17 protein-coding genes are annotated in these 15,850 nt (G+C 62.0%); 6 read left to right on the top strand and 11 right to left on the bottom strand.

Annotated elements, in window-relative coordinates:
* Nucleotides 1–186, bottom strand: a 186-nt coding sequence (locus RDM88_RS07575) for an NAD(P)H-hydrate epimerase (RefSeq protein WP_308754257.1), incomplete at its 3' end; no start/stop codon positions are given.
* 376 nt (nt 187–562) lie between these two features.
* On the opposite strand from RDM88_RS07575, the gene rpsF reads away from it, so the two are divergent.
* Genes rpsF through rpsR form a run of 3 tightly spaced genes read left to right on the top strand, consistent with a single transcriptional unit; the run spans nt 563 to nt 1,716 of the window.
* The gene (gene rpsF / locus RDM88_RS07570) at nt 563–940 is read left to right on the top strand and encodes a 30S ribosomal protein S6 (RefSeq protein ID WP_101550064.1); all 378 of its coding nucleotides are present in this window, start codon (nt 563–565) and stop codon (nt 938–940) included.
* A 21-nt stretch (nt 941–961) separates the two neighbouring features.
* Nucleotides 962–1,414, top strand: a complete 453-nt coding sequence (locus tag RDM88_RS07565) for a single-stranded DNA-binding protein (RefSeq protein ID WP_308754256.1) — start codon at nt 962–964, stop codon at nt 1,412–1,414.
* Between the two features lie 50 nt (nt 1,415–1,464).
* A complete protein-coding gene (gene rpsR, locus RDM88_RS07560) occupies nt 1,465–1,716 on the top strand; it encodes a 30S ribosomal protein S18 (protein WP_256151650.1) in 252 nt (83 codons plus the stop codon).
* A gap of 71 nt (nt 1,717–1,787) precedes the next feature.
* On the opposite strand, the gene RDM88_RS07555 is transcribed toward rpsR, so the two are convergent.
* From RDM88_RS07555 to RDM88_RS07530, 6 genes are all read right to left on the bottom strand, one after another.
* Nucleotides 1,788–2,702, bottom strand: coding sequence for a pseudouridine-5'-phosphate glycosidase (locus RDM88_RS07555; RefSeq protein WP_308754255.1), 915 nt, complete (start codon nt 2,700–2,702; stop codon nt 1,788–1,790).
* A gap of 100 nt (nt 2,703–2,802) precedes the next feature.
* Nucleotides 2,803–3,537 carry a GntR family transcriptional regulator gene (locus tag RDM88_RS07550; RefSeq protein WP_308754254.1) on the bottom strand — a complete coding sequence of 245 codons (735 nt, stop codon included), beginning with the start codon at nt 3,535–3,537 and terminating at the stop codon, nt 2,803–2,805.
* Between the two features lie 189 nt (nt 3,538–3,726).
* Nucleotides 3,727–4,806: a BMP family ABC transporter substrate-binding protein gene (locus RDM88_RS07545; protein ID WP_308754253.1), complete on the bottom strand. Its 1,080-nt coding sequence runs from the start codon at nt 4,804–4,806 to the stop codon at nt 3,727–3,729.
* A gap of 23 nt (nt 4,807–4,829) precedes the next feature.
* A complete protein-coding gene (locus tag RDM88_RS07540) occupies nt 4,830–5,789 on the bottom strand; it encodes an ABC transporter permease (RefSeq protein ID WP_308754252.1) in 960 nt (319 codons plus the stop codon).
* Nucleotides 5,786–6,841, bottom strand: coding sequence for an ABC transporter permease (locus RDM88_RS07535; RefSeq protein ID WP_308754251.1), 1,056 nt, complete (start codon nt 6,839–6,841; stop codon nt 5,786–5,788). Before RDM88_RS07535 ends, RDM88_RS07540 begins: the two co-directional genes overlap by 4 nt.
* A 1-nt stretch (nt 6,842) precedes the next feature.
* Nucleotides 6,843–8,375: an ABC transporter ATP-binding protein gene (locus tag RDM88_RS07530; RefSeq protein ID WP_308754250.1), complete on the bottom strand. Its 1,533-nt coding sequence runs from the start codon at nt 8,373–8,375 to the stop codon at nt 6,843–6,845.
* 357 nt (nt 8,376–8,732) lie between these two features.
* Between RDM88_RS07530 and RDM88_RS07525 the strand changes: the two genes are divergently transcribed.
* Complete coding sequence (locus RDM88_RS07525) at nt 8,733–9,560, top strand: hypothetical protein (protein WP_308754249.1); 828 nt, start codon at nt 8,733–8,735, stop codon at nt 9,558–9,560.
* Between the two features lie 29 nt (nt 9,561–9,589).
* A complete protein-coding gene (locus RDM88_RS07520; RefSeq protein ID WP_308754248.1) occupies nt 9,590–10,540 on the top strand; it encodes a translation initiation factor eIF-2B in 951 nt (316 codons plus the stop codon).
* Between the two features lie 52 nt (nt 10,541–10,592).
* On the opposite strand, the gene RDM88_RS07515 is transcribed toward RDM88_RS07520, so the two are convergent.
* Nucleotides 10,593–11,294, bottom strand: a complete 702-nt coding sequence (locus tag RDM88_RS07515) for a Crp/Fnr family transcriptional regulator (RefSeq protein ID WP_308754247.1) — start codon at nt 11,292–11,294, stop codon at nt 10,593–10,595.
* Between the two features lie 122 nt (nt 11,295–11,416).
* Here RDM88_RS07515 and RDM88_RS07510 point away from each other — a divergent pair, with 122 nt between their 5' ends.
* A complete protein-coding gene (locus RDM88_RS07510; RefSeq protein WP_308754246.1) occupies nt 11,417–12,931 on the top strand; it encodes a YjjI family glycine radical enzyme in 1,515 nt (504 codons plus the stop codon).
* A 137-nt stretch (nt 12,932–13,068) separates the two neighbouring features.
* On the opposite strand, the gene RDM88_RS07505 is transcribed toward RDM88_RS07510, so the two are convergent.
* The 3 genes from RDM88_RS07505 to RDM88_RS07495 all read right to left on the bottom strand — a co-directional run.
* Nucleotides 13,069–13,461, bottom strand: a complete 393-nt coding sequence (locus RDM88_RS07505) for a VOC family protein (RefSeq protein ID WP_308754245.1) — start codon at nt 13,459–13,461, stop codon at nt 13,069–13,071.
* Nucleotides 13,462–13,492: 31 nt separating this feature from the next.
* Complete coding sequence (locus RDM88_RS07500) at nt 13,493–13,924, bottom strand: YaiI/YqxD family protein (protein ID WP_308754244.1); 432 nt, start codon at nt 13,922–13,924, stop codon at nt 13,493–13,495.
* A gap of 122 nt (nt 13,925–14,046) precedes the next feature.
* A partial coding sequence (locus RDM88_RS07495) for a beta-propeller domain-containing protein (protein WP_308754243.1) occupies nt 14,047–15,850 on the bottom strand: 1,804 nt, incomplete at its 5' end.

Below are 15,850 nucleotides of genomic sequence, written 5' to 3'. Positions count from 1 at the left end.
CCCGTCGCCGCCGTTGTTGCCCCGGCCGCAGAAGATCGTGACATACCGCCCCTCCACGTCCGCCGCCCGGCGGATCGCCGCGGCCGCGGCGCTGCCCGCGTTCTCCATCAGTCGCTCGAAGCTCATCGAATAGTTCAGGGAATTTCGCTCCACCGTCTTCATCTGTTCGGAAGTCAGGATTCTCATGTTGTCAGCCCCCTGTCGCGTTTATGGGTCCCTGCCGTTTTACCATCCTTACTATACCATAGTTGCACGCCCTTTGGACTTGCGCGCCGCCAGGCGGCGCGAAACCGGCTTCGCCGGTTTGGCTATGGTGCAACGTCCGCACCATGCGGCGAGCCGTTGGCCATCAAGGTATATAATATCCGCTTTGCGGATATTATACCACAACCGGACGGGCGGAAAACAGCGAAAGCTTGTACAAAAAAGAAGTGTCTGGGCCTTGACGGATTCCTGCAATCCTGCTATAATTTACTGGTTAACCGTGGAATTCCTTCCGCGGTCCAAACATCCTTGCCCTTTCCATCGAGAGAGGGCCTAAAGTCCAAAAGGAGGTGTTCAAATGGCACAGCTCACAGCCAACTACGAAACTGTAATGGTATTCAGCATGAAGAACGGCGAGGAGAGCGTCAACGCGCTCGTGGAGAAGTTCTCTTCCCTCATCGGCGAGAACGGTACCATCACCAAGGTCGACACCTGGGGACAGCGCGCCCTGGCGTATCCGATCAACGATGAGACCGTCGGTTACTACGTGGTGATCAACTTCACCTCGAAGCCCGATTTCCCCGCCGAGCTCGACCGTATCTACAAGATCACAGACGGCGTCCTGCGTTCGCTGATCGTCGCGAAAGACGAGGAAGAGGCGAAGGAGGAGCCCAAGGAGGAAGAAGCCCCCGCCGCTCCCGCGGCCGAGGAACCCGCTGCTCCCGCCGAGCAGTAAGCGTAAGGAAGGTGTACCGCGATGTTAAACAGGGCGATTATCATGGGCCGTCTCGTTGCCGACCCGGAACTGCGCCAGACCCCGAACGGTGTGTCGGTCATCACCTTCACCGTCGCGGTCGACAGGAACTACTCCCGGGACCGGGAACGCCAGACCGACTTCATTGACGTCGTGGCCTGGCGCCAGACCGCCGAATTTGTGTCGAAGTACTTCAGCAAGGGCAAGATGATCATTGTCGAAGGCTCGATCCAGACCCGCAGCTATGAGGACCGCAACGGCAACAAGCGCCGTGCCGTCGAAGTGGTTGCGGACAACGTCCAGTTCGGCGAGAGCAAGAGCGCCAGCGGCTCCCAGCAGGGTTATGCCGCCCCCGCTCCCACCCAGGCCCCGCCGGAGCCCGCCGTCTCCTATGCGAGCGGCGACGTGGGCGATTTCTCCGAGATCTCGTCCGATTCCGACGACCTTCCCTTCTGAACGCATTCTTCCACCTGTGAACCCCATATCATTACAAGGAGGTTAGAATCATGGCTTACGACAGATCCGATAACCGTGGCCCGCGCGGCAGAAAAGGCCGTAAAAAGGTCTGCTCCTTCTGCGTCGACAAGCTCGGCCCGATCGATTATAAGGACGTCCCCCGCCTGAGAAGGTATCTCAGCGAGCGCGCGAAGATCGTCCCCCGCCGTGTCACCGGTACCTGCGCGCGCCACCAGCGCCAGCTGACCCTCGCGATCAAACGCGCCCGTCATCTTGCGCTGCTCCCCTACACCAGCGATTGATTCGCCGGTACCTGCATTGCATGAAAAAGCCCGCGGCCTTTGGCCGCGGGCTTTTTGCATGCGATCATTGCTTATTTGCAGTATCCGACGGCGATCCGCGCCGCGACGCGCGCGTTGTTGTAGGCAAGCTCGAGGTTGCTCGCCAGCGATACGCCGTGGGTCATGTCCTTGATCGCCGCCAGCAGGAAGGGGGTCGTCGCCTTGCCGTGGACGCCCTGCTCCTTCGCCATGTCGAGCGCCTTGGTGATCACCTGCTCCATCTCGTCGTAGTCGAGCGCGAATTCCTCCGGAATCGGGTTCGCGATGACCGCGCCCCCCTTGAGCCCCAGCTCCCATTTGGTGCGGAGAATCTGGGCGATCTCCTCTTCGGTGTCAATCCGGTAATCCACCTTGAGGCCGCTGCTGCGGCAGTAAAAGGCCGGGAAATCTTCCGTGCGCACTCCCAGGACCGGCACGCCGAACGTCTCGAGGTATTCCAGCGTGAGGCCGAGGTCGAGCAGGCTCTTCGCCCCCGCGCAGACCACGCCGACCTGGGTGTTCGCCAGCTCCTGCAGGTCCGCGGAAATATCGAAGGTCTCCTGCGCGCCGCGGTGCACGCCGCCGATTCCGCCCGTCGCAAATATGCGGATTCCCGCCAGCGAGGCGATCAGCATGGTCGTGGCGACCGTCGTCGCGCCGTCCCGCTTCTGCGCCAGATAGACCGCCACGTCCCGGCGGCTCACCTTACCGATGTCGCCCGGCTTGCACATCCGCTCCAGCTCGTCCGCCGTCAGCCCGACCTTGAGCTTTCCGCCGAGGATCGCCGTCGTGGCGGGAACCGCTCCCTCGGCGCGGATAATCTCCTCCACCTTGTGCGCAAATTCCAGGTTCTGCGGATAGGGCATGCCATGGCTGAGGATGGTGGATTCGAGCGCCACCACCGGGCGGTTTTCGCTCACGGCCTGCGCGATCTCGGGCGTAATATCCAAATACTTTTTCAGATTCATTGCAGTCATACCTCCACGATTCGTAATCACTTGCATATATCATATGGACATCTAGATCATTTTGACAATTTCTAAGGGACCCCGGTGCGGCCGGAATCCCTCAGCCCCTGCCGTAGGAGCCCTGTTCGATCTGCATGACATACCGTTCGCCGATGGAGTCGGTGACGTCGAAAAACACCGGGTCCCCGGACGCCAGAAAGCCGACGTGCTCCAGGCGCAGGATGGGGGTCGTGGTGCTGACGCCCAAACGCCGCGCCAGCTCCTCGCTGGCCAGCGTCGCGGTGACAAAGCTCTCCCCATGCCGGAGCGGGACGCCGAGCTTTTCCGTAAACATCGCGATCAGCGACATCTCCAGGTCGTCCGCGCGGAGCCCCGCCGCGTAAACCGGATTGATGTACGCCGTACAGTAGGAGATCGGCACCCCGTCCGCCAGCCTCACGCGGGAAAGCCGCCAGATCGGCGTCCCGGGCGCGAGCCCCAGATGCTTTGCCGTCCGCTCGTCCGCGAAGTCGGATTCGAGGCGCACGTCGCGGATTCCCGGCACGAGCCCCGAGGCCAGCAGCTGATCCGTAAAGCTCTTGACGACGGCGGTGGAACGGTCGAGCGCGACGCCGCTTTTGAAGGTCCCCTTCCCCTGAATCTTGGTCAGCAGGCCCTCGTTTACCAGCGCGGTAATCGCCTGGCGGACGGTGCCCCGGCTCACGGCGTATTTTTCCGCGAGCTGCTGCTCCGTTTCGATCTGCTCCCCATATGCCATTCCCTGAACTTCTTTTCGAAGATCTTCCATAATCTGATGGTACAGGGAAACCCCGGCGACCCTCTTCAGCGCACTCATCTCTTCACCCGAATTCCGGAGTCATACAAGCTCCATTTAATCAGACATCTGTATGTATATCTCTGCCTGTTTTCATAATACACATTCCAATTGGATGTGTCAACCAATTCGGCGGCTGTTGCGCGCCGCCGGATTTCCGCGAAACCCTCCGGGGAAATTCCCCGGAGGGTCCGCGCTTCTCTCTTCCGCTTACTTGTGCAGCGGCTCAGTGGAAATGTCGATTTTACCCGCGATGATATCGTCGTAGGCCGCCTGGATCTTCTCCTTCGCCTCGTCGCTCAGGGGAGAATTGTCCAGATATTCAAAGCTGCAGACGCCTTCGGAGATGCCGTAGTCGACCCGCTTGCCGCCCTGGAAATTGCCGGAGATCGCGTCCTCGATGAACTGGATGACCATCTTGTCGAAGAAGTTGACCGCGCTGCCCAGCTCCAGATCTCCCAGCACGTCCTGGTAGTGCACGTCCCACGCGACAAAGTAGACGCCCTTTTCCGCCGCTGCCTGCGCGCCGCCGACGCCGGTGCCGCCCGCCGCTGCCGCGATCACGTCGCAGCCCTCGTTGACGAGCATGAGTCCAAGCTCCTTGCCCTTGGTCGGGTCGGTCCAGGTGTTCGCATAGGCGACCATGTCCTCGATGTCGGGATTGACGCTGCGCATGCCCTGCTGCCAGCCGGCGACGATCGCGTTGATGACCGGCTCGTCCGCGCCCGCCACGATGCCGACTTTATTCGCCTTGGTCGCGCAGGCCGCCGCCACGCCGGCGAGATATCCGGTCTCGGTGCGGTTCAGGCCGAATTCCTGCAGGTTGGGGTAATCCGCGATGTCGGAGATCACGCCGTCCAGGCTGCCGAAGAGGATGTCCGGGAAGTCCCCGGCCACCGCGGTCGTCGCGTCGGCCATGCTGGAGTTGGTGGTGATGATGATGTTGTAGCCCGCCTGCGCCAGCGCACGGGTCTTGGGCTCATATTCGCTCGACTGGGTGGCTTCGACCACCTTCACCTCGATGTTCGGATGCTCGGTCTGGTAGTCGCCGAGGCCCGCGACCAGGTTCTGCAGCCACTCGGCCTCGTCGACGGCCATGTCGGAAACGAGCGCCACCTTGTAGCTCTTCTCAGCGGCGTCCCCGTCGCCGGACGCGGGGGCGGAGGCGTCCTCCGCGGGAGCGGCCGGGGTGGAGGTCTCCGGCGCCTTTTGGCCGCCGCAGGCGGTGAACGCCGCCGCGACAAGAACCAGCGCCATTGCGAGAGCAAGGATCTTTACAGACTTTTTCATTTTCCGTTCTCCTTTGAATTGTTTTATTGACGGTCTCCGGCGGTAACGTCGGATCCCATAACAATCAGCTTCTTTTCCGCAGACCGCTTGCGCATCCATTTGACCAGGCTCCGGATGAGCAGCGGCGCGATGACCACGATCAGCGCGAGCACGTAGGGCAGCATCGACAGGATCTGCACCGGGTACCCCCTGCCCGAAAGGGTCAGCACCAGCGCGTCGGAGAATCCGAACATCAGGCAGGCCAGCAGCGAGAGCACCGGCTCCGCCCCCGTGAGGACGAGTACCGCGATCGCCGTAAAGCCGCGCCCGTCGGTCATCCCGACGTTGAACATGTTGAGGGAGAGCGCGAGCTGCGCGCCCGCCAGCCCGCAGAAGACGCCGTTTAAGGCCAGCGCGAAATAGCGGATGCGCTTGATGCCGATGCCCGCGGAGAGGGCCGCGTCGGCGTTTTTCCCGATCGCGCGCACCGACAGGCCCATGTTCGTCCGGTAGAGAAAGATGTGGACCGCGAAGGGCAGGAGGAGCGCCAGATAGACAAGGATCGAGTGGTCGTTCAGGACCGGCCCGACCAGCGGGATTTTTTCGAGGAAGGCAAAATGGATGGTCGGCAGCGCGAGCTCGGACGGCAGGATAAACCGTCCGCTCGCGCCGAAGATCGGGACGAGCAGGTACCGCGTCAGGCCGGTTGCGATCGTCGTACAGGCCAGCGCGCAGATGATCGGGTCGACGTCCAGTTCAAAGACGAAGAGCGCGTAGACCAGCGCGACGAGCAGCGTCAGCAGGACGGCGAAAAGGATGCCGCCCAAAACGCTCTGCGTCATATAGGTCCCGACCACCGCTGCGAAGCACCCAAAGAGGGTGAAGCCCTCGAGCGCGAGGTTGAAGATGTCCACCTTGATGGAGAAGAGGCCGCCCAGGCAGATGAGGATGACCGGCGCGGCCAGCCGGACCGACAGGTTCAGCAGCTGTTCCACATTGATCACGCCGTCTTCCCCTCCTTCCGCCTGCTCTGGAGCAGGTACCGCATGATATTGATGGTGGCGAATAGCATGACGAAGCCCTTGACCACCTGGACCATCTCCGCCTGGACGCTCGTCTCGACCGACAGCGTCACCGCGCCGCTCTGCAGGGCGCCGAGGATGAGCGAGCCGAAGATGATGCCGAGCGTCGAATCCTTGCCGATGAGCGCGGCGGTCATGCCGTTGAAGCCCATGTCCACCGCGAAATTGTTGTAGACCTTGTGGTAGACGCCCATGACCTCGCCCGCGGCGGTCAGCCCCGAAAAGACGCCGCCCAGCAGCGCGACGACCAGGACGATCCGGATGGTCTTGACGCCGCATGCCTTGGCGAACTTCGGGTTATGTCCGATCATCCGCAGCTCATAGCCCGGAACGGTCCCCCGGATGCAGAGCGCGTAGGCGATAATGATCGCGATCACGGCGATCAGAATAAAGGTCGTGTTGAGGGAGGGTGCGAGGTTCACCGACATCGGCACGGTGGTGTCCGCCTTTGCGATCGGCCCGTTGTTGAGCAGGTAGTCGGTCAGCAGAAGGATGATATAGTTCATCAGGATGGCGATGACCACTTCGTTGACCCCGAACAGGAACTTAAATACCGCCGGCAGCAGCGAGATGAGCCCTCCGAAGAGCGCCCCGGCCGCCACCATGACGACGGCCTGCATCCAGAGCGGCGCGCTGGGGATGACCTGCGGCACAAAGGCGATGCCCAGCGCCGCGAAGTACATCTGGCCCTCCTGGCCGATGTTGAAGTAGCCGCAGCGGTTGCAGATTGAGAAGGAAAACGCCAGCAGGATGATCGGCAGGGTGTAACGGATGGTGTTCTTGATGCCGACCCAGCTGCCCAGCGCGCCCTTTGCCAGCGCCCGGTACGCCTCGAACGGGTTTCCGCCCGAAGCCAGCACGACCAGCCCCGCGACGACAAACGCGATCAGCACCGCCACCACCGGAGACAGGCCGCCCAGCAGCTTCTTTAAGGAAATCTGCGGGAGCTTCCGCTCCATGACATTCTCTCCCATTTCAGTTCGCCTCCCTTTCCGAGCTTGTGATGCCGCCCATCATCAGCCCGATTTCCGCCTCGGTCGCCGACGGGATGTCGGTCACCTCGCCCGAGCAGCGTCCCTCGTAGAGGATGATCATCCGGTCGCTCAGGCTCATCAGCTCCTCCAGGTCGGCGGAGACCAGCAGGATCGCCGTCCCGCGCCGCTTCTGCTCGAGCAGGTGCTCCCGCACAAAGTTGATCGCGCCGATGTCGAGCCCGCGGGTCGGCTGCGCCGCGATCAGCAGCTTGGGGTTCCGGCTGATCTCCCGCGCCAGGACGATCTTCTGCATGTTGCCGCCCGAGAGCGACTTGACCGGCTTGTCCTGCGTGAGGCCGCGAATGTCGAACTTGCGGACCATCTCCGCCGTGTTCTCCGCGATCGCCCTGCCGCGCAGGATTCCGCGCCTGCTGAAGGGCGGCTGCTCCGCGACCCCGCAGATGAGGTTCTCGTCCGCGTTCGCCTGTAAGGCCAGCCCCGTCGTCATCCGGTCCTCCGAGATGTAGCCGACGCCCTTGGCCCGCCGCTGGCGGATCGGCAGCCGGGTGACGTCCTCGCCGTCCAGCAGGATGCTGCCGCCCGACAGGCGGAACATCCCGATCAGCAGGTTGATGAGCTCGGTCTGCCCGTTTCCTTCCACGCCGCCCACGCCGAGGATTTCCCCGCGACGCACCGCAAACGAGAGGTCCCGGATGCGCGGGATGCCGCCCCCGTCGATATACCAGAGGTTTTTGCAGACGCAGACCGGCTCGCCCACCTCGCCCCGCTCGCTGTTCTGGATGAGCTGGACGTCCTGCTTGCCGATCATCGCGCGCGCCACGTCGGTCTCGGAGGCCTCCCCGCGCTTGAAATGCGCCACGACCCGCCCTTTTCGCATGACGGTGATGCGGTCCGCCACCCGGATGACCTCCCGCAGCTTGTGGGAGATGAACACAATGGAGGTGCCGTCCTTTTTGAGCTCGTCGATAACGTCGAAGAGCTCGTCCGACTCCTGCGGCGTCAGCACCGCCGTCGGCTCGTCGAGGATGAGCACCCGCGCGCCCAGGTAGAGCGCCTTGATAATCTCGATCTTCTGGCGCTCGCCCACGCAGAGGCTTCCAATCGGCGTGTCGGGGGAGATCTTCTGCATGCCGAAGCGCGCCAGCAGCCCGCGGATCTTCTCTTTGGCCGCCCGGTAGTCGATAAAGTCCGCCCTGGTGGGCGCGTGGCCGAGAATGATGTTTTCGGTGATGCTCATATGGTCGATCTGCATGAAGTTCTGGTGCACCATGCCGATCCCATGCTTGAGCGCGCCCGAGACGTGGTAGGAACAGGGTTCCCCGTTGATCCAGATCTTCCCCGCGTCCGGGGCATACTGGCCGTAGAGAATCCGCATCAGCGTCGTTTTGCCCGCTCCGTTTTCCCCGACGAGGGCGTGCGTCTCGCCGGATTCCAGCGAAAAGTCAATCCGGTCGTTCGCCACGAGCGCCCCAAAGCGTTTTGTAATGGATTCCATCCGTACAAGAGGAGCCATCCGATAACCTCCTTCGGTGCAACCGCCTGGTTGTTCAGCAAATAGATTTAGTGTTTTATAGATTTAGTTGTCTATATGTTTATGGGATAAGGGTAGCACGCGCTCTCCGTAATTGTCAATAGTTTTCTTTTTCTATTTTCATTTTTATTATGCAGATTGAGTCCTTTTTCCCCGGCATATTTCTGCGTTTTCTCGCATTTCATGCTGGATTGCGGCGCTTTATGCAAAACTTCCAGCCGTCATGGAGAAAATTCGGGCCTGAAACTGTGCAAATCGTAAAATTCATAAAAACATCTATACAACTATATCATCTTGTGCTATAGTAAATTCATCAAGTCTGGAAAAGAGGGATTCCTTATGGGTGCTTTCACGCCCGAGATCATCTGGAATGAATACGAAGAGTTATTGGAGATGACCCGCAGGCACAGCTTTTCCTCCCGGATCCGCAAATACCGGGACCTCTCCATCCTCCGGCTCCTGGGAGAGCTGAGCCTCGTCGTCGCCTGCGATTCCAACGCCTCCAACGGGGAAAAGCCGAACGACACCCACCGCAACACCTATGACGAAACCGCGGTCAGCGCCCTGAAGGTCCCCACCATGGAGGTCCTCGCCACGGGCGCCACCCCCATTGTCATCGCGGACAATCTCTGTGTGGAGATGGAGCCGAGCGGACGGAAGATCATTTCCGCCATGCAGGAGGAGCTGCGCAGCTGCGGCCTGCTGGACAGCATACAGTTTACCGGCAGCACCGAGGACAACATGCTGACCCTCCAGACGGGCATCGGCGTCACCGTCGTCGGGCTCGTGAGCGATTCCGCGCTCCGACTCGGCCGCACCTGCCCGGGCGACGCGGTCTACTGCGCCGGCGTCCCGCAGAGCGGGATTGTCGAGCACTACAGCGAACGCGACGACACCGTCGCCAAGATCTCCACCGTGGCGAAGCTGCGGGAGCTACGCTTCGTCCATGAAATCCTCCCCGTCGGCTCGAAGGGCGCGTTATATGAAGCCGGCCAGCTCGCGGAGTGTGTCGGAAGGCGGTTCCTGCCTGTCGACCATCCCCCCGTCGACCTTAAGACCTCCGCCGGGTCCTGTACCGCCGTGCTGGTCAGCCTGCCGGAGGAATCGGGCGCGGCGCTCGCCGCGGAGCTGGACGTCCCCTGCTTTTTCATCGGCCGGATTCAATAAGATATCATATTAATAAAGGAGCGATTACCATGCTACAGGACATCCAATTCCAGTCGGCACAGCACGTCATCGATGAGGTGCGCAACATGAACGTCAAGGGCGGCAGTCCGTTCGGGCGCGCCGCCGCGTGGGCGTACTACCTCGCCTGCACCCAGGAAAATTTCTCGGACACGGACGCACTCAGGAAACGGTTCGATTACATCTCGGGCGAGCTGCTAAGCCTCAAGCCCACAATGGCCACCATCTATAACTCCAAGTCCCTCGTCTATAAAAAGCTCGACTCCTTCCCCGCCGGCACGGAGATTTCCACCGTCACCGGCGAGATCGCGGCGCTCTGCCAGCGGATCATCCAGTATTCCCTCAGCGCCGTCGACCACCTTGGGGAGAACGGAGCCAACCTGATCCAGGACGGCTGCACGGTCATGATGCACAGCTATTCGAGCGCCCTGATGAGCGTCTTTACCGCGGCCGCCAGGCAGGGGAAGCAGTTCCGCCTGATCTGCACCGAGTCCCGTCCCCTGCGCGAATCCCGCGTCGCGGCAAAAATCCTCCAGGAGCTGCGGGTCCCCGTCACCTATGTCACCGACGCCTCCATCTGGGAGTTCATGCCCACCTGCGACCTCATCATCATGGGGGCGGACACCATTGCGTGGGACGGCTCGGTCGCCAACAAGATGGGCACCGCGCTGATCTCCCAGCTCGCGCTCTCCTGCAAAAAGCCGGTCTATATCGCCAGCGAGATCTATAAGCTCGACTGCCGCACCGCGCAGGGACACCCGATCGTGCTCGAACGCCGCACCCCCGCTGAGATCGTCTCCCCCGGCGATTTCGACAGCATGGAAGGGATCGATGTCATCAATCAGTTCTTCGACCTGACCCCCTCGCACCAGATCACCGGGCTCATCACCGAGCGCGGCGTGATCGCCCCTTCGATGATCTCCCTCAACTGGGACCGCCTCGAAGCCCAGCTTCTCGGCTGATTCCCATTCTCCCATACGAAAGCACGGCCCCGTTTGGGGCCGTGCTTTTTCTTCACATGCGTTCGTAAATCTCCCGGGCCGCCGCCTCCAGCCGCCCGAGCGCGCGGCTGTCCAGCGCCAGCCTGCCATGCTCCCGCACGGCATAGCCCTCCGCCTCCAGCCGGTCGAAATAGCGGTAGAGGGTGCGCAGGTTCAGTCCCAGCAGCTCGGAGAGGACGCGACGGTTGATCCGGACGGATACCGGCGGCGTCTCCTGCCTGACCCGCTCATGGAGGTAGAGTAGCACCGCCTCGTATCCTCCCGCGAACCGGCGGCGGACGCTGTTCTGCATCGCCTGCTCCACGAGGGACGCCAGGTAGCGCAGCACCATGCCGGAAAAATCGCCGCCGCCTTCAAGCAGCGCGCAGAAACGCTGCGCGTCCGCCTCGGCAAAGAGGCAGTCCTCCTCCGCGGTGATCGACGCGGTGAATGTATCCCCGCCGCAGAGCAGCTCGGTGAGGCCGAAAATCTGGAAGCCCTCGTTGACATAGGCAATAAAGCTCTGTCCGTCGCGGGAGATCGTGAGGACGTGGCACCGCCCCGAAAGCATGATCCGGACGGTGCGGATGGGGAACCCCGCGTGGAGAACCCGCTCCCCTCTTTTTATCCTGCGCGCACGCAGCCCCGGCCCGCAGCAGCGGGACAGCAGTTCCGGGCCCGCTTCCCCCCGGACGGCGGCGTTCATGAGCTCCCTGACACCCTCCGTGAATTCCAACGCGCCGCCCCCTTTCCATCAACAGCATAGACCACTTTTCAAAAGATGTCAATTGTCATTTTTCTTTTTCCGCCGCCGCTCTATGATGGAACCGGAACAATCCTCGGAAAGGCGGCGATCCAATGGAATCGATCCAGCGGCAGATCATGGAGATCATCAAGGACCCAACCAAGACGCACATGCAGACGGTTTTTTCCCTGGCGGAGTTCGCGGAAAACCTCTGCGGCTACCCGGAGGGCGTGCCGGACAACTTCCAGCGGCTGGTGGAGGAGGAAATCCTCTGCGACCACAACGACGGCCACGCCCCCCTCTGTCCCCGCTACATCCTCCCCGACTACGAGCGCTTTCTGGAGCGGGGCTGCGAATTCCTCCGCCTTCCGCCGCCCGGGACGCTGGCGGAGGCGCTCGCCTCGCTCATGATTTTTTACTCCCACGTCCCGTCGGTGACCCATTATCCCGTATACATCGGGCGGATTGATCGGATGCTCGAGCCTTTTGTCAGGCAGGTGCCGCGCGGCGAGGCCCGCGACATGCTGCGCCTCTTTTTGACGGCGCTCGACCGGATGGTGAGCGACAGCTTCTGCCATGCCAACATCGGCCCCGAGGCCACCGTCACAGGGGAACTGGTCGTCGAGCTGCTCCCGGAGCTGCAAAACGCCGTTCCCAACCTCACGCTGCTCTACGACCCCGCGGTTACGCCCGACGAATTCGCGGTCAATTGCGTCTCCAGCGCGCTGCGGTGCGCCAACCCCGCCTTCGCCTTCGACCCCTACTACCGTTCCCGCATTGGAGAACGGTATGGAATCGCAAGCTGCTACAACGGCCTCTATGTGGGCGGAGGGGCCTACTCCCTCTCTCGGATGCGGCTTTGCAGGATCGCCGAACGCTGCCGCAGCCTCGACGAGTTTTTCTCCGTCAGGCTCCCCGAGGCGGTGGACGCCGCCTGCCGGTTCATGGAGGCAAAAATCCGCTTCATCGCCGAGGAGATCCCCTTCTTCCGGACGAATTTCCTTGTCAGGGAGGGCTTTTTGGAACGGGAACGCTTCGTCGGGCTGTTCGGATTGGTCGGCATGAACGAATGTGTCAACACGCTGATGGACCTCTGCGGCAAGCCGGGCCGCTACGGCCCGGATGAGGAGGCCAACCGGCTCGGCCTGCGCATCGTGGAGGCGATCGAACGGCAGGTGAACGCCTTTGAAAGCAGGTACTGCGAGGTCAACGGGCACCGTTTCCTGCTGCACGCGCAGGTCGGCGCCGTCGGAGACAACGGCGTCACCCCCGGCGTGCGCCTCGCCATCGGCAGTGAGATCCCCCTCTACGACCATCTGCGGCAGGCGGGGATGTTCCACCGTTTCTTCCCGTCCGGGATCGGCGACATCTTCCCCTTCGACCAGACCGCGCTCCAAAACCCCGCCGCCGTGCTCGACGTCTTCAAGGGGGCCTTCCAGGTCGGCATGCAGTACATCTCCACCTATGAGTCGGACAGCGACGTCATCCGCGTGACCGGCTACCTGATCAAGCGCTCCGACTTCGAGGCCCTGCAAAAGGGCGCGCCGGTCGCCAACAGCGCGGTCGCCGCCTCCCGGGAAACGATCGAGGAGCGCCGCACCTACGAACGGATGGTGCGCAGCATATGACCGCAGGCCCCGGGAACCGGATCCCCGGACAATCGAAAACCGCCCGCATCACGCGGGCGGTTTTTAATAGATCGTTTTATTCCACGCGGACCTATTCAGCCAATCTGGTATGCTGACGTTTCCGGGGCTCTCCCTTCTTACGTCCAGGGCATGATTGGAGGCAGTATACAGAACGGATGCCCCGCAGGGTCAATCATCACCCGCCAGCGCTCATCGAATTGGACGTCAGAGATGGCCGCGCCACACGACAGGGCGTGTTCCACCCCTTCCTCCACATCCTCAACATGGAAATCCACATGCGCCATCTGCTGTTGCTCATCCGGGGCCGCGGGCCAAATGGGCGGAACATAATCATCCACCTGCTGAATGGTAATCCAGGTCGGAAATCCCGGCTGCCCTTCATTCCTTAAAACCGTGTATTCTTCACCTTTGAACCGCGTCCAGCCAAGCAGCCGTTCATAAAATGCGGACAGCTCGTCCGCATTATCGGCGTCCAAGACAACATTCCATCCCACAAGCTGAAGCGCCATCCGTATGATACCTCCATTTTTACCATTCATTCTATTCGTCCAGCAGGGTCTCCAGCGCGTGGGAAAACGCTTCGTCGTCCGCGGCCGTGCGCTTTTTGATCGTGCCCGTCCTGCCGCCCGCCCGGCGCACCTTCTGCCCGAGGTGCCGCTCGAAGAGCAGGCGGTCCATGTTGCCGGAATCGTAGACCATCCCGTTCTGGCTGAGGGCGCGCGCGCCCTTGCCCAGCGCCATCGCCGCCACGCCGAAATCCTGCGTCACGACGACATCCCCGCGTTCCATGAGGTTCGCGAGCTTGATGTCCGCGCTGTCCCGGGCCTTGTCCACCGTGATCACGGTGCTGTAGCCGTCGTTCAGGATATGGGTGTTGTCGATCACCATGACGACGGCGATCCCCCGCTTTTTCGCAAGCCGCACGATCTGCTCCTTGACCGGACAGGCGTCGGCGTCCACAAGAATCCGCATCGCATCTTCCTCCCGACGCCGTTTCCAGGGCGTCTTTTCTCATCCTTTTCGTCAGTGGCTGCCATGTTCCCCAGTTTGCAGGGATACAAAAACAGCCGCCGACGGCGGCCGTTTTTGTTTTTCTATTTGAGGGGCAGAATTTCCTTCCGCGTAAAGTTGCCGAGATCGTAGCTCACGATCCAGTCGGGCGAGAAGGTGTAGAGGGTATCCCCGATGTAGAGTCCCCGGTTCACCCCGGAAAACGCGTTCGGCCCGAAGTCGTCATGGCTGATCTTCGCCTTGAGGGTGAAGCTGTCCGCGTCCCTGCCGTAGCTGAACACATAGTAGCTGCTGACGATCCGCCCGAAGCCCGTGTCCACCGCAAAGCCGAAGAGGGAGCGTTTCTCGTCGAAGAGGACCGCCTTGTGGTTGAACAGCGCCTCCGCCCAGACGCCCTCGCCTCCGAAGTTGTAGACATAGAGCTCCTTCGGCGCGAGCGGGTCGGAGACGTCGAACATCGAGAGCTTGACGCCGTTCGCCGTGCCGCGCTCGTCGACGCTCTGCCCGATACCGAGCAGGAGCCCGTCGCCGAGCGGGTGCAGGTACTCCGAAAAGCCGGGAATTTTGAGCTGCCCGAGCACCTTGGGCGCGCGCGGATTCGAAAGGTCGATCGCAAAGAGCGGGTCGGTCTCCCGGAAGGTCACGACATAGGCCATCTCGCCGAGGTACCGTACCGAATAGATGCGTTCGCCGGGCGCGAGTCCCTCCAGGCTGCCGATCAGCCGCATACCGCCGTCGAGCACATAGAGGTTGTTGCTCGCGCCCTTTACGGGGTATTCCGCCGAGGTGGCCACCCGCAGATTGCCGTCGAGCTCGCTGAACGCGAACTGCCCGTCGACGTACCCGTCGACCCACGCGGTCCCCATGAGGTCCAGTCCGCCGTCGCCGGCGGAAAACTTGACGATCCCGGTGCGCTGATAGCTCTCCGATTCGGAAGCGGTGCCCCGCCAGGAGCCATAATAGACATAGAGGCTGTCGGGCGACATATAGATGCCCTCTCCACCGCCGAGCACCGCGCGGGTATCCGATCTCCCCGTCCGCACATCCACGGCGGACACCACCGCGTAATCCGCGGAGCTGCACCCCGGCGCGATCGCAATCTTGTCCGCGGGCAGAAGCCGGGGTTCGGCGGCGCCGCTCTCAAAGCAGACCGGCACGATATCGCTCATGGGCGTAAATCTATCGGAAAGATCCGCGTAGACATATTTCCGGCTGACAAGGTAGAGGGTTCCGTCCATCATACGGGAGGAGACGTAACTCCCGTCCTGCCGGAAGGAGCGCACCTCCTGCGGCTCGGTCGGGTTGGAAATATCGTAGACCGTCATCTCAACTCCGCCGTCCCAGCCCCCGCGTTTCCGCAAAGCCGCGTCGGACGCCGCGGCGGACGTGTCGATAAGGCTGTCGTCCGTCGCCTCGACCACCGTCTGTTCGGGAGCCGGGAGCTCGTCGTCGCTGTAACCCACGGTGACCAGCTTGTCGCCGTCAAGATAGAATTCATCGATCGCCGGATCGACCTTGATCGTCGCGGTCAGGGTCATCTCCTGCGCATCCGCAATGAAGATCGCCGGGGACTGGCTCGTCGTATTCTGGTAGACATAGCTGTAGAGGTATTTCCCGTCCGTTTTGACGATGTCCGCCTCATCGACCCCATCCTCCTGCACATTGGTGCCGGAGAAGGCGGCGGGCGCGCTGCGGATCATCCCGCCGGCGTCCGCGGCCGACGCCGCGTCCTCCGCCACGACCGCCTCAGGAGCCGCCCCGTCCGCCATAGAAAAATCAGCCGGGCCGCCAAAGCTGCCCTTGCGCATCTGATCCCCGGCCAGCCGGTAGATCGTGTCGCGGATTTCGGTGTAGTCCGCCGCGTAGCGGGCCGCTTCTTCCCCGCCG

It is taken from the genome of uncultured Anaerotruncus sp., assembly GCF_902490045.1.
In the GTDB taxonomy this organism is placed as follows: domain Bacteria; phylum Bacillota; class Clostridia; order Oscillospirales; family Ruminococcaceae; genus Anaerotruncus.
The sequence above is the reverse complement of the archived record's forward strand: the minus strand, read 5'-3'. Positions and strand labels throughout refer to the sequence as shown.